This window comes from Corynebacterium sp. HMSC071B10 (assembly GCF_001814825.1).
Lineage (GTDB): Bacteria > Actinomycetota > Actinomycetes > Mycobacteriales > Mycobacteriaceae > Corynebacterium.
Genome location: NZ_KV818022.1, coordinates 1 through 14,229 on the forward strand (window position 1 = coordinate 1; position 14,229 = coordinate 14,229).

Consider the following 14,229-nt stretch of genomic DNA (forward strand, 5'->3'; position numbering starts at 1 on the left):
TTCGTGAGAGTGCAGAAGTACACCATGCCGACGTGTGAAGCTCCGCCCAGCTTCAACCCGTTGGCTTCGGCGAGGTCCTCGACCTCGCTGCCCGGGAACACCCGGTGGCCCATCTTCGCAACGACGGCCATGTCCACATGCTCGTTCACCTCGGGATCCTCGACGAACGTCTGCACGTAAGCGATGCCTCCATCGGCGAGCAGCCCGGCGACCCTGCCGAGCGCGGCTCCCGCATCCTTCATTTGGTGGAGCGCGCCACACACCCAGATTTCACAGGCCCCGCCGGGCTCTCCCGCGAGCGGCGTGAGGATGTCGGCAACGTGGAATTCCGTCCGGGCCCCAAGCCCGTCGGCGGCGGCGCGTTCGCGGGCGATGCGGATCGCATTGGGCGACAGGTCGTAGCCGACGATGTTCGCCCTGCGATAGCGAGACTCAGCGGCGAGCGTGCGGGCGAGCCACCCGGTTCCGCAACCGAGGTCGAGGACCCGGGCCGGCGCATCCGGCCCGGGATCCAGCGCACGGAGCTTCCGGTACACGGCGGCGTCCATCGGTTCGCGCGCATAGCGGCTGAGGAACCTCGGCTGGACCTTGTCCTCGTAGGCCGCGAGGAGTCTGCGGTTGTTCTGGACGATCTGGGCAATCGACTTCATCTGGTTCTGTCTCCGGGTGTGTGGGCCGCATCCACGCGGCGGTTTCGGGTTAGATGCTCGGATTCGCGGGCCGTCATGCAGACTCCCCCGGCCTCGTTTTCACGGCGATGCCCCACGCCGCGAGCACGGCGATGCCTAAGAACCAGGCCGCGCAGACCACCAAACCCGCAGCTCCGGCGCCGTTGACGGCCTCGCCGGCTGCGGATACGGGGTGTGCCCGGCGATTCCGCGCAGGAGGGGACGGAAGTGGTCGGCGGGCATGAGCACCGTGTTGACGAACATCGCAACGATGATTAACGGGATGAGGGCCACGGAACCCTGGGGGCTGGTGATGGAGAACGCGATGTACGTGCCGGTGCATGCGGCCGCCGCGGCAACCATCGCGCCGGTCACCGCGATCCTCCACCACCAGGACACCTCCGGTGGGCCGTCGGAAAGCAAGGCGGCCACCGCCGCGACGACGGCCGTCATCGCCATGATCCGGATGAACTCGGCAATGATCCGTGCGGCCGGCACGGCCGCGTACGGCGCCGGCATGGTGATCAACCGCTCGTGGAAGCCATTGCTGCGTTCAACGAACACGGTGGATGATCCCGTGATGGCCAGGATGAACGCCCACGCCGTCACGACCAGGATGACCGCGTTCCGGAGTTCGAACTCTCCGGTGAGCTGCCTGACCAGGCCACCGAACATGCGGTTGACGATGAACAGGTACACGAGCGGAGCAATGAACGTCATGAACCAGAAGTCGGGGCGCCGCAGCCAAATGTGGGCGATGCGCCGCAGATGCACGAAGATGGCGCCAATCATGATTCGCTCCTCGAGGTGAACCGGCGGATGAACAGGACGATTCCGGCGACCGCCGCGACACCGAGCCACAGGGCGGCCTCTTCCCCGGCGCGATCCGGGAAGGCGTCCGGGGACGCCGCCCTAATCACCTCGATCACCGGCGAAAAAGGCATGTGGCGCACGACGTCGCGAAGGGAGCCGTCCAAAGCGGTCGCCGGAATGAACGCGGTGGAGAACATGAGCAGCAGCATTTCCAGCGCCTGGATCGATGAGGCCGTCGACACCGGGGCGGGCACCATCAGGATCACCCCGTCCGTGACCAGGGACAGGACCGCCGCGGCGAGCAGCGACCACAGGACAGTCCACGCGACGTCACCGACAGCCATGTCGAGGCCGCAGGCCCACGCGACGACCAGCAGCGCCGCGATCGACGCGGACATCCGCAGCACATCGGTGACGAGCCTGCCGGCGACATAGCCGCCTGTGGCCCCGGGCAACACGCGCACGCGGTCAACGAGCCCGGATTCGACGTCCTGTCCCACCGCCATCGCCGACGCCGCGGCGGTGAACATCGCCGCCTGGAACAGGCAGCCGCCGAGCACGAAACGCAGGTACCCGAAGCCGGATTGCTCCGCCGAGTACCCGAACACCGCGTACAGGCACAGCAGGAAGAGGGGCGGAACCACGAACATGGAGATCAGCGACGCGGTGTTGCGTCGCAACAGCAGCAGATCCCGACGGAGAAACGCCGCGACCGACGTCGCACTCATCGCGCCGCACCCCCTGCGTTCATCGATATGAACACCTCGTTGAGGGTGGGCGGCGACACGCTCAGCGAATCCGGCAACGCTTCCGAGGCCTCCATCGCCTGCGCCACCGCCTCGAGGACCCGCGGTCCGGGGTCGACGTCGAGGGACACCGACTTCCCCGCGACGCGGGCGCCGTCCAGGCACGTTCCCCCGAGGCAGCGGGCGAACGCCTCCGCCTCGGCGGCGGTGGCGAAGGACACGCGGAGCACGTGCGACCCGAAGGCGCGGCGCAATTCCTCCGGCGTTCCGCTGGCGACGATGCGGCGATCCTTGAGCAGATGGACGTGGTCTGCCAGCGCCTCCGCCTCTTCCAGGTACTGGGTGGTCAGCACCAGGGTCATTCCGTCGTCCCGCAGTTGCCGGATGAAGCCCCACAGCTCTTCGCGGCTGACCGGGTCCAGCCCCGTCGTGGGTTCGTCGAGGAACAGCAGCCTGGGCACGACGCACAGCGACGCGGCGATGTCGAGGCGGCGCCGCATGCCACCCGAATAGGCCGACGCCAGCGTCGAGGCACTGTCTGCGAGCGAGAATTGCGCGAGCAGTTCCGTCGCGCGGGCGGCCGCGGCGGCGCGGTCGAGTCCGCGCAGCCGCCCGAAGAACTCCAGGTTCTCCCGGCCGGTGAGGTTCTCGTCGATCGCCGCGAATTGGCCGGTGGTGGCAATGTCAGCGCGCACGCCCGCCGGGTCCTCTTTCACGTCGCGCGAGAAGATGCTCACCTCGCCGGAGTCGGCGGTGATGAGCGTCGACAGGATTCGGATGAGGGTGGTCTTGCCTGCACCGTTGTGGCCGAGGAATGACACGATCGCCCCGGTGGGCACGGTGAAACTCACGCCGTCGAGCACATGCTTGCGCATCCGGGCACCGCGCTTTCCCTTGCGCCCGCCGTCCGGCGGGGCACCTGCCCCGCCTTCGGGCGGGGTGCCCGCTTTGCCCGCAATCGGGTAGCTCTTCGTGAGGTCGCGGACGACGATCGCCGCACCTCGTTCAGCTTGATCCGTCATCGTTTCCCCTTTTCTTTGGTATCGCAGTGGGCCGCTGTCGGCAGCGGCCCCGTGGTCGGGTTGTCATGTGGCACCTCGATATGGATGCCCGCATCGCGGGCGAAGGCGAGGACCGGTTCGAGGAGCCGGGGGTGGCCGACGAGATCCCGGCACCCCGGCGCGACCGGCTTCCCCGCGACCGCCACAACGGTGGCGGCAGCAATCGCCGCGGTCATTTTGTAGGAACCCGGGCCGGTCGCCCGGACGACGGTCGTCTCGGCCGCCGGCCCCGCATCGCCCGCGCCGGCGGAGGACAGTGCGACGACCAGCTCGGCGGGTTGCGGAGTGCCCTTCGCCCGCGCCTTCCGCGATGTCACGGCCGCCCCGAGACGGGCGAGCAGACCGGAGACAACGGGCATCGAGTACAGTCTCGACGTGCGGATTTTCTCCACCGACTCATCGGGGAGGGCATCGAAGGCGACGTGGTAGGAATATCCACGGATCGAGGGGCACACCTCGCGTACGACGTCGATGTCCGGGCATTCGTAGCTGATTCCGCTTTGCGACGACACCGGGTTGCGCCGCACCTCGACGATGGTGCCGCCGAGCATCGTGCGGTATCCGCCGCGGATAGTCCGGAACATCGACTCGACCGACGCGGCCCCGGATTCCTGGTCGGCGCCAATTCGCAGATCGACCCGCACATCGCGGACCTCTTCGGCCCCCGCAGCGCGGGCCCCGAGCATCAACAGGGCCGTCGACAAGCCCGGGCACAGGCCGAACCCGGTGAGCACGGGAACCCCCTCCCGCCGAGCATCCCCGTCGAGGGCCATGATCGCGCGGCGGGCGTCGATCGAATCGTTGACGTCGATGTACCCGGTGCCTGAGTCGATGCAAGCACGGGCGAGTGAGTCTGCATGCACCTCGAACGGGCCGGTGCAGTTGACCACCCAATCGTGTTTGCGGAAAACCCTGCAGATCTCGTTGTGGCCGGCGGCGATCCTCAGCGGGAAGTGCCGCCCCGGGCCATCGTCCGGTTTCTGCCGGGAAGTGTAGGCCAGCTCAATCCCATCGACGACGCCGAGCATCCCCCGGACGAGCCGTCCGGTGACGCCGGTACCTCCGGCCACCAGCACTTTCACGGGTTCGCCCGCGTCGCGGTCCCGTGCTTCCCCGCCGTTTCGTCGGTCAGTCATGTTCCATTTCGTTTCCCCGGTCCCGCGACCGGTCGATTCCTTCGGACGACGGGTCCGCTGCCCTGTCGTCCGTTTCCGGCGCCTGGCGCCGGCGTTCGATGTACTCCCCGATGAGGGCCCCGGTCAGCGCGGCATCCTCTCCGAGGACGAACGAATAGTGGTTTCCCGCGACGCCGGCGACGCAGAGGTCATCGACGAGGTGGTCCCGCCACTGGTCGTGGTTGTGAGCCTCGCCGTCATCGGGGAAAACGAACAACGCCTCCCTCACCCGACCCTCGGGCCGGTACCGGGTGCGGGCATCGATGAGCGAGCGCAGCGAGTTGAACTCCGTCGCCGTCACCCGGTCGCCGGAAAGCCCAAGGTCCTCCAGGAGCGTCGGTGCGACTGCTGCGGCCAGGGCACGCAGACGGGCCCCCCGTTCCCCGTCGGTCTCATCGACCCCGCCGAACTCCGCCCAGAGGCGGGCAACCGGCGTTCCGTGCGGGAGATCGGCGATCGAGGGCGCCACCCGGGACAGCAGCCCCTTTTCGGATTCCGCGCCGAAATCCCCGACGTCGACCGCGATCCCCGGAGCCAGGCTGTCGAGAAACACCAGCGCGGGATCAAGATCGGCCCCCTTTTTCGTCTCATCGGCCTTGTCCCGAAGCACGTCGCTGATGGTCCGGATCGTGTTCATTGGTACCTCTTTCGGTTGTCGGCGCCATGCCGGTGCCGGGCGGACCGGGCCCGCATGGCGTGACCCGGAGGATGTGTCTGAAGGGTTGAAAGGGTGAAGCAACTGGGTGGGGCGCGTCTCCGCACAAGCTCGGAAACGCTCGCGGGCCCGGGACCCGCCGGTTCCGGGCGTCCGTCAAGTCACTGCGGACACCAGGGCGGCGACGAAGGCCGCGGCGGACGCTGCGGCCGCGAATCCGTCACGCACTCGCCAGGGGTGATCGGTGCGGAAGGTGCGCCGCGGATGGCGGCCGAAGTTGCGCATCGCCAGGGTCAAGGACAGCTTTTCGGCGCAGCGCACGGCGCTGACGAACAAGGGAAAGGCGATGCGCGCGGGCGTCGTCGCGCGAATGAAGCCGGAGCGGAAAGACTGCCCCGGTCGCATCGAGCGCAATCTAATCGCCCATGTCAGATGGGGGATTTCGCTGCGCAGGAACGCCGCGATGCTCACCCCGGAAATCGCTATGGTGCACCATGTGTAGGGCACCCGGAAGCGTTGCACCATGGCGTCGAAAAGCTCCTCGACGCGCATGCACGCGGAGACCAGGACCGTCCCCGCGAACACGGCCGTCAGCAGCAGTCCGTGATGGATGCCGTGGCGGACGGCCTCCGCCGGATCCCCACCGCCGTAGAACTCGGAGCGCCACCCGAGCAGGCCGAAGAACACCCCGATCAACAGGACGAGGAGGACCTTCCCCGCCGTCGCCCGAACGTCGCGCTCCGCGATTGCAGCGAGTGCGAGGAACGCGACCCCCGTCAGCGCGAGAACGGCGTCTCCGCCGGAGAGCAGCCCGGCGACGAGGACGAGCATCACCGCCGCGACGATCGTGATGGCGTTCAACCCCGCGCGCCTCCGAGCGGCGGATTCACCGGTCCAGGGGCTTTCGTCCCCGGACGTCCGTGCGCCGGCCACGGGCAGTGCGCGATCCCGCCGGGACGACTCCGGGGCAGCCGGCACGTCGGCCGCGGGACCGGACCAGGCGACCTTCCCTTCGGCGACGATGCTCGCCCGATCCGCCCACGTTCGCGCGACACGGCGGTCGTGGCACGTGAACACAACGGTTCCGCCGGCCCCGGCGTATTCCGCCAGCGCATCCAGCACGATGCGCGCGCTCGGCGAATCCAGGTGCGCCAACGGCTCGTCGAGAAGCAGCAAACGGCGATTGGCCGCCACCGCCAGGAAGATGCCCAACCGTCTTTTCTGTCCGCCCGACAGGACGAACGGCGAGACGGGGTCAAGTGCCCGGGGGAACAGGGCTTCCCGCAGTTTCCGCAGCTCATCGGTGCCGAGTGGCCCGTGCGGGTCCGTGCCGGCCAGCGCGGAGTCGATTTCCGCGGCGACGGTCGCGCGGGTGAACTGGTGCTCGGGGTTCTGGAACGCCCACGACGCGAAGGCGTCGGGGACGCGCCAGGCGGACGCGCCGTCGATCCGGAGGTCCGCTCCCGCCTTCATCTGGCCCGACAGCACCGCCAGCAAGGTGGACTTACCGGCTCCGTTGGCGCCGACTAGGGCATGAATCTCGCCCCGTTCCAGTGTCAGATCGGCCCCGTTCAGGATCTTCTCCCCGCCTCGGGCCACGTGGGTTCCGGTCAAGGCCAGCAGTGGAACGGCATCCGCCTCCGATTCCGGATCGGTGCCATTCCCGGCCCTCCGGGACTTTCGCCGCCGGTCCGGACCGGGACGGTCCGGTGCCCCCGTGCCCGGCGTACTGGCGTCCGGCGTTCCGGCGGTCGCGGCCGTCGTCGCAATGCCCTTCACCACGATGTTATCCGGCGCTCCGTGGGCGGCGACGCTCCCGTCCGCATCGAGGATCGTCACCGTGTCGACCCACCCGTCGAACGGGCGGAGGTCGTGCTCGATGAGCAGGATGACGCGCCCCGGGGCCCGCAAGTCACGGATGGCGGCGAACAGCGACCGGCGACCGTCCTCGTCGACGTGGGCCGCGGGCTCGTCGAAGATCATGACCTCCGGTGCCCTGGCCACCGCACCGGCGATGGCCATCCGCTGGCGTTGCCCGCCCGACAAAGCCCACGGATCCTTCTCCGCGAGCTCTGACAGCCCGAGCTCCGCTAGGGCCTCGGCTGATCGCTTGGCGACGATGCCGGCTTCCACGAGGGAAAACTCGAGGGCCATGGACACGTCATCGACGACTCGGAGCGTGAGCACCTGCGTCGCCGGGTCTTGCCCGACGAAGGTGACCCGGTCCCGGTCCACGGGGCATTCGGTGCCGTCGGCATCGACGATGTGCACGGATCCGGCATGGTCGATGGGGATGTGCGAGGGTATCAGTCCAGCGATGAGGTGGGCCAGGCTCGTCTTTCCGCATCCCACGGGTCCCGTGATGGCGTTGATCGTGCCGAAATCGAAGGAGAGGTCCACCATGTCGGGTGCCCATCGCCCATCGGCGTGCCGCACTCCCGCGCCACTGACCCACAACCGGGCCGGGGCCGTCCCGCGTGTCGCACCGGCGCACGCGGGCGCTCCGCCGGTCATCGGGTGACCCCGCGGCTGCGGAGCCCCTTTGCGACGGCAAAGCCCAGGACCAAAAACACCAGGCTCGATGCCAAGGCTACGGCGAAGCTGATCAGGGCCATGGGCGTGGTCGGCGAGTCGACGCCGACGGCACGCGGGGCCATCGTTCCCATCAGCGCGGAGAATAACATCGCCGACGCCACGAACTGGGGACGCGTCCACCGCCGGTACAGGGTGACCATGAACGGAAGCTCGATGAGCAATCCTTCCATGATCAGCGCCCCGATCGCGGCGACGCCGAACGGGGTGGTCGCCGCGGACACGACGCCCATGGCAAGGCACGCGATGAGGCTCGCGCCAGGCTTGCGGACGACGATGAGGGGAACGACGCACGGCAGGAACCACAACCCGAGCGTCGCCGCGACGAGATAAACGTGGGCGATGCCGGCGAACACCTGCAGGTAGGTCAGGGGCACGACGATGAGAGACCCCGCGACGCCGATCGCGGCGGCGACGAGCATGTCGCGGGTGGATGGTCGGCCACCCACTGCGACCGGTGCGACGTGTACCAACCGCCCGTCGTCCGTCTGCGACGCCACCGCGTCGCCGTCGCCCGTCCCGTCCGGGCCCGCGTCCCCGACTCCCCCTCCGGAGAGGGGTTCTCTGGTCGATCCACGTTTTCTGTTCATCGTCGCCGCCTCGCTTCCGTTGCCGATTCCCGATCGGGACCATAACTTGAAACAGTATTAGGTTAGGCAATCCTTATCAACTTATGCCAGACTCGAATTATTGACTTTGCCCCCGTTCCCCCCCCCAATTTCGTTGTTAGCAGTTCCACCTCAGGGCACCGAAGATTCATAGCCTGTCCACCCGATTGGGCGGGTTATGTTTATTTCCGTTCCCTCCGTCTGAAAGGACAGTAGAACTAGTCGCTGGCTTCGGTATGGCTTATTCCCGCCCCTGTCTGAAAATGATCCGGGGGTGATGCCGCCGAAGACAGTGACATACTCAAACTGCTAATAGGAACCTGACCCAGCCCAGGTGGTATGAGGTCTCACAGTAATGTAGATGCCAGTACTAAGTATGTCCGACCACCCCCAGCGATGAAGCTCAAATAGTCCAACTTCTAATTCATCGCTAGGAGGAACACACCCATGGCCTATGACTTCGTCATTGGCGTGGACGTCGGCAAATACTTCCACCACGCCTGCGTCCTCGATCCCCAAGGCAGACGCGCGTCAAGGTCAGGCCGACGCGATGGGCGCGAGCCTCGACATCGCGATCAGCTCTGACATGGGCAAGGGCGGCGCCATGGTCAACGGCCAGCCAGCTCTCGACGACGGCATGGGGGCACAAGTGTGGGCAGTCATGGATGACGGCGCCATGGAATCGGCTGGAGTCATCGGCCAAGAACCCCACGACGACGTGTGGATGCCGCTGCCCGGTGGAACTGCTTCAGTCCTCGTCACCGAGGAAGTCGCCGCCGGCGCGGCGCAACCCACCGGTGCGGTGCTGGCCAACGTGACGCTCTAGTCCCGGTTCCCTCCCTTGGCGCGCTTCAGCGCCGAGCACCGGACGAGAGCGAAGTTCACAGCACAATCCAGCCGACCAGGGCCGCGCCGATGACGACCGCCCAGGGCGGGACCTTCCACGAGGTGGGCGCGGCGTAGCAGACCACGGTGATGGACAGAGTGATCACGCCGGAAACCCCGGCGGTGAACACCGGGGTGTACAGCGCTGCACCGAGAATGCCGACCACCGCGGCATTCGCTCCAGCCAGGGCCGCACCTGCGCGTGGTGTCTGGCACCGAGGAAGGACGCGAACGTGAACAGCGGGCCTGGCATCGCCTGCGTTGCGCCGTAGCCGGCGAGGACGGTGTCTGCCCTCGCTCTCCACGCTGCTGTTGGGCGCGTGACTGCCTAGCCCCTTTACGCTCGACTTCACCGCGTGCTACGGCCGCCTTGATGCGCGCGAACATCCGGCCTCCGTCAGTACTGAGGTCCGCATCACCATTCGCGGTAAAAAGCTTCAACCCGTGCTGTTCCGCTCTGTCGATCCACCCTTCGAGCTGCGCGGGCTGCCGCGTTAGACGATCCAAGTCCCAGCAGATAATCGCGTCTAGCTCGCCTCACTGAAGACTAGCCACCATCGCGTCGTAATCGGGACGTTCCACGTCTTTCTTAGAGGCCGAGATCGACTAATCCACATAGGTGTACACGACCATCCAGCCACGCTGCTTTGCAATGGCTTCACAGTCTTCGCGCTGACGCTCGATGGCAAGACCGTCCATTGCAGCATCGAGCGAGATGCGAAGGTAAATGGCAGCACGTGTTGTCATACGACTAACACTGGCGCGCCTTAAGTTACATTGAACTTGAACTCGACCACGTTACGAATCGGATCAACCTCTCCCGCCAGGAGACATTGGCTCCAATGAAACCCGCGGCCCTTTCGAGCGCTATCGGTTATAACCGCTCTGAATCCGTTATGGCCTCACTGATGCCGTACGCGCCAAGCTCTAAGAGAGAGTCCAAAACGTCGAGCAACTCCGCTCGGTGGGTACGATCCCGGCACTGCGCTAGCCCACGCACCACCAGTTCACTGATGTAATGCGCATCTCCCGCTGCGCCGGTGCGAATGTCCGCGGCATCGTGCCCGAAGACATCAACGAACCGTTTTGCAGCTCTCAAGACCAGTTCATCGACCCTATCCGGCGCGTACTGTAGCGTGACCAGCAACTGGGGCGTGGCGTGTTCGTAAGCCGGCGAGTCGATCAAAGCCGCGAGTAGTTTAACGAATGGCTGGAGCGGTTGCTCGCGAAGGTGAAGCGCCACAGTAGCCGCTTCCTTACGCACCCCATCCGCCTCGTCGTTCATAAGCCGGGTTAGGGTCGCCGTGGCCAGTTCGACATTCGAAGTGCGATCGACACACTGAACACAGGTTTCAGCGATGCCCTTTCGGGCGTGAAAGTCTCCCGACAGCGCTTGTTTCATAAGATCGGGGCGGTCCCATTCCATCGCCGCGAACGCCGCGACGGCGCCACCAGCCTCACGAGCTTCGGCATCATCCGATGCCAACATGCGCTGAATTACCGGATCTATAACCTCGGGATTCACGTTGCCGATGTAGACCATCAAATGCTGAACAGATCCGGCGGCGAGGAGACGATCGTCAGTATTGATCAGGGTTGAGAACGCCCTCATGACCTCTGGGCGAGCATGCCGTAGCGCGGCGGCGAGGGTGTAGGCAACGCACGAACGGACACTGAGTACCGGATCGCCGGCCATCGCGTTGAGATATGGCGCGACCAGTGCAGTTCTCTTGCCGTCACTGTCGGTGACCAAAAGATCGCCGAGAGCTTCGGCCAAACTCCCTCGTGCCGTGTTGATGCCGTTCAATTGCATATCCACGGCACTTGGTGCGTCCGTTCCATCCCGAACGATCACAGGAGAACAATCGGCCGGATCCAGCGCGTGCACAGCGCTGTCTCTAATCAGTTCGACCAGGTCAAGCGGCACTTCGCGGTAGTATTTTTGTAGCGCCATCCCGAGCCACCGATCATTTTCTGCCTGTCCCAGCGAAGCAATGTGACGGACAGCGTCGAAGATCAGCGGCGCGGTGCTATCGCTCGCATCGGCCTCGCCAAAGCCCCTAAGCATCGCACCGGAGTAAGCCGCATTGAACTCTGGGGACAGCCGCAGCGCCAGCCTAGCGAAGCGCTCGGGGTTTGCGGCTACTTGATTGCCCAGCACGCTGGACAATTCATGGGCTCCGCCGGTGAAGGTCGCCCAATTCGTCTTGTCAGTGTCATACTTTGACATAGCCCTCAGCCACTGTGAATCGCTCATTTTCTTTGCGGCACCAAGGCCGATCGGCGAACCGATGGAACCACCGGTAATTCCCTGTGGCTCTGCGGGGGCGTCCTCCCCAAACTTCCGTCGGTATTCCCCGAGGAGTCGTTGACCGACCGTAGTAAGCCGCGCTTCTTCCAGGGCGGATAGAAACGTGAAAGCCGAGCGTCCCGAGCCGCAGTTACTCCCCCACTCGCATGGCAAATCTCGAAACAACTTCTCGAGCCGCTGGTGAATTTCGTCGGACACGTGTGGTGCAATCGCCAGGACAAGCTCCCGTGCAACCCATAGGGAATCGGAGATATAGCCGCAACGGAGACGACGTCCGCCTTCGAGCAAGAGACTCGCCGCCCACCCGGCAAAATGCTCTGCGCCCGCTGACAATGCTCGGTAGAGCAAGAATTGCGATCCGTCGTAGGGATCGGAAGCCAGTTCCTCGAGAAGGAACCGGATCTCCTCAGGGGCGCTCTTTGCCACACTCTCCAGCGCTCGGACCGACGCCGCCAGCAGGATGCCATCAAGCCGGTAGCTGCCGAAGTCATCGTCCTTGATGCGAAAGCTGAAGTGCAGATCGCGAATCAGGCCGTCGACGCCAGGCTCGATCGCGGTCCTCGCCATGACTCGTCGGAGATACGGCACCGTGACCAGCACGAATGCCAACGGTTCAGCATGTGCGGTATACCTAACGAGTTCGGCGGCGCTGTACTCTCGCATGCCGAGCACAGTCACCTTGCCTTCCTCGTTAAGCGTCAGGGCATCCCCGTGATCGATCAGCCGAGCCTGCAACACCTCGATCGCCCAAAGTGGTTCGTGCTTAGGCAGGTTGCGCATCGTTAGCCAAAGTTCATGCTGTGCCCCATCGTAGGCGCCTTCGCGAACTCCTTCGAGCACCAAATCGAACAAATCTCGGTTCTGAAAGACATCCGAAAAACGGCTGACCCAACGCAACCAGCGGTGATATTCCGGCTGGGCCTTGCGGTCCCCTAACAGCTTTGCGATCGATACCGGGTGCTCTTTGACCGCACTAGCCATCATATTCAACGCGTGATTCCGCATACCCTCGTTCGGGCCATCAAGCCAAGCAGCAATCTGACCATCCTCAAGGAATCGTCTGAACCACTGTGGTCTACTCAACTGCTGCCAGAGCCGGTCTTCAAAGCCCGGATGTCCCGCGGCGATCCGGACCATCACTTCGGCATCGGCAGTCGTCGGCGCAAGAAGATTAGCTACGACGGCAAGGACTGTCTCCTTTATGTGAAATCGGATGTCGTTAGCGGTAAGTACTGATTCGACCTCGGTATGGAAACGATCCGGCGCTCGCTCGTAGAGATGTTGCAGGACCTGGCGAACCTGGGCACGTCGAAAAAGTGCCTGCTCGTCACGGAGAAGGAAGTCAACGAGTGACTCCCCGCGTGACACCCACAGACGTGCGAAGGCGTAGTCGAAAAACGTTTCATGGAAGAACGCGATGCGACCGCCGTCTTGCGCAAGCAAGTGTTCTGAAACGAGGACGTTGGCGTCTTCAATAAGGTCCTCATCGTCCAGAATCTCGATTGGGACAGACAGCGCTTGCAGATCGCTTGCAGCGTTGGCGATCCGACTGACCACGTCGTTGAATCTGACATTCACTCGCCGCGAACGCACTGCTTGTCGCTTGCGCTCCCAAAACGCTTCAAAGAGCGATCCGCGCGAATGGAAGGCCAGCGCGTCAGCCTGAGTCGAAATCGTTTGCAGGAGTACAAGGTGCAGCGGCGTCTGCAGAAGGGCTAGTTGTGATGGATTTAACCGCGCTGGGTCGAGTCCCATTCTTGTCACTGCCGCTTCGACTTCCTCCTTCGACAATCGGTCGACTTCCACCGTTGTTACGTCGGTACGAGACGCAAATGCGCGGATACGGTGATCATTATCGATGTCGAACTGGCGACATGCCATAACAACACGGATTCCGCACACTGACAGTGCTTCGTCGATGAGATCCATAACGACATCGAAACTCTCCGGCATACGTCCGGAGGCAAGACTCACCGCGTCGAGTTGGTCGATAATCAGGAAGGCGTCGCGATCGTCAGCCGCCCTCGCCAAAGCGGCTGCGGGAGAGACTTCGAACCCGAACTGATGCCCCAACTCGACAGTCGACGCGAACGGACCGCATCGGTCCAATCGTAGCGCCAGCACCTCGGCACCAGCCGATTCAAGAGCGGCAGCAGTTTGTTCGAGAACGGAACTCTTCCCACCTCCCGCCGTACCTGCGACGAGCCCGATCCGATATTTATCAAGCGCCTCCACTAGGTGGGCGGCCTCTGCACGCTTAATCGGTGGTTGCAAGAGTTCACGTTCAACGGACTGACGCCAGCTTTTCGTGATCTTAAACACCTGCTGGTGCGACGTCAGATGCGACCCAGGTTCCAGTGGCTTGATGCCCCTTTGAGCGAGAAGAGCAAAAAGTTCAGTTCGAGTCAACCGCTTACCGAGGTTGTCGAGAAGGATATCCCCTATAGCAAGAGATATGAGGTCGCCGCTAGCTCCCCTCAGACTGCACACAGCAAGCATACTGTTCGTGCGGACGATGTCGAGTTCATCTTGAACTAAGAACCGCATTCCGCGAAGTGTGTTCCAGGCCACTTGGGGATTGCCCAGGATTTCGGCCGCCGCCAATTGGTTAAAGACCGGTGTTAGCTCTTTAGAAAGCCAGCAGTCGGTGAAACTCGTTAGATCATCTGACTTGCGAGCACGATCTGGGGTTGCCCGCAAATGGTGGACACGTAG

The 14,229-nt window shown here is 64.3% G+C and carries 11 protein-coding genes and 1 pseudogene; 1 reads left to right on the forward strand and 11 read right to left on the reverse strand.

Annotated elements, in window-relative coordinates:
- The 8 genes from HMPREF2990_RS09840 to HMPREF2990_RS09875 all read right to left on the reverse strand — a co-directional run.
- Positions 1 to 650, reverse strand: a 650-nt coding sequence (locus tag HMPREF2990_RS09840) for a class I SAM-dependent methyltransferase (protein WP_070764468.1), incomplete at its 3' end; no start/stop codon positions are given.
- 135 nt (positions 651 to 785) lie between these two features.
- Complete coding sequence (locus tag HMPREF2990_RS09845; protein ID WP_246817518.1) at positions 786 to 1,460, reverse strand: ABC transporter permease; 675 nt, start codon at positions 1,458 to 1,460, stop codon at positions 786 to 788.
- Complete coding sequence (locus HMPREF2990_RS09850; protein ID WP_034666004.1) at positions 1,457 to 2,209, reverse strand: ABC transporter permease; 753 nt, start codon at positions 2,207 to 2,209, stop codon at positions 1,457 to 1,459. The genes HMPREF2990_RS09845 and HMPREF2990_RS09850 overlap by 4 nt, the downstream gene beginning before the upstream one ends.
- The gene (locus HMPREF2990_RS09855) at positions 2,206 to 3,249 is read right to left on the reverse strand and encodes an ABC transporter ATP-binding protein (RefSeq protein ID WP_034666007.1); all 1,044 of its coding nucleotides are present in this window, start codon (positions 3,247 to 3,249) and stop codon (positions 2,206 to 2,208) included. The genes HMPREF2990_RS09850 and HMPREF2990_RS09855 overlap by 4 nt, the downstream gene beginning before the upstream one ends.
- Positions 3,246 to 4,424 carry a saccharopine dehydrogenase family protein gene (locus HMPREF2990_RS09860; RefSeq protein ID WP_034666009.1) on the reverse strand — a complete coding sequence of 393 codons (1,179 nt, stop codon included), beginning with the start codon at positions 4,422 to 4,424 and terminating at the stop codon, positions 3,246 to 3,248. Before HMPREF2990_RS09860 ends, HMPREF2990_RS09855 begins: the two co-directional genes overlap by 4 nt.
- Positions 4,417 to 5,100, reverse strand: coding sequence for a hypothetical protein (locus tag HMPREF2990_RS09865; protein WP_070764469.1), 684 nt, complete (start codon positions 5,098 to 5,100; stop codon positions 4,417 to 4,419). Before HMPREF2990_RS09865 ends, HMPREF2990_RS09860 begins: the two co-directional genes overlap by 8 nt.
- A 174-nt stretch (positions 5,101 to 5,274) precedes the next feature.
- A complete protein-coding gene (locus tag HMPREF2990_RS09870) occupies positions 5,275 to 7,521 on the reverse strand; it encodes an ATP-binding cassette domain-containing protein (RefSeq protein WP_246817520.1) in 2,247 nt (748 codons plus the stop codon).
- A gap of 107 nt (positions 7,522 to 7,628) precedes the next feature.
- Complete coding sequence (locus HMPREF2990_RS09875) at positions 7,629 to 8,132, reverse strand: ECF transporter S component (protein WP_218079185.1); 504 nt, start codon at positions 8,130 to 8,132, stop codon at positions 7,629 to 7,631.
- Positions 8,133 to 8,868: 736 nt separating this feature from the next.
- Here HMPREF2990_RS09875 and HMPREF2990_RS09880 point away from each other — a divergent pair.
- Positions 8,869 to 9,144 (forward strand): anti-sigma factor, encoded by a 276-nt coding sequence (locus tag HMPREF2990_RS09880; protein WP_070764471.1) that lies wholly within the window; start codon positions 8,869 to 8,871, stop codon positions 9,142 to 9,144.
- A gap of 55 nt (positions 9,145 to 9,199) precedes the next feature.
- Here HMPREF2990_RS09880 and HMPREF2990_RS13265 read toward each other — a convergent pair whose 3' ends face one another.
- From HMPREF2990_RS13265 to HMPREF2990_RS09885, 3 genes and pseudogenes are all read right to left on the reverse strand, one after another.
- The gene (locus HMPREF2990_RS13265) at positions 9,200 to 9,370 is read right to left on the reverse strand and encodes a hypothetical protein (RefSeq protein WP_218079174.1); all 171 of its coding nucleotides are present in this window, start codon (positions 9,368 to 9,370) and stop codon (positions 9,200 to 9,202) included.
- Between the two features lie 181 nt (positions 9,371 to 9,551).
- Positions 9,552 to 9,950 (reverse strand): annotated as a pseudogene (locus HMPREF2990_RS12515) (recombinase family protein); the annotation flags it as partial.
- Between the two features lie 127 nt (positions 9,951 to 10,077).
- The gene (locus tag HMPREF2990_RS09885) at positions 10,078 to 14,061 is read right to left on the reverse strand and encodes an NACHT domain-containing protein (protein WP_070764472.1); all 3,984 of its coding nucleotides are present in this window, start codon (positions 14,059 to 14,061) and stop codon (positions 10,078 to 10,080) included.
- Positions 14,062 to 14,229 lie beyond the last annotated feature (168 nt).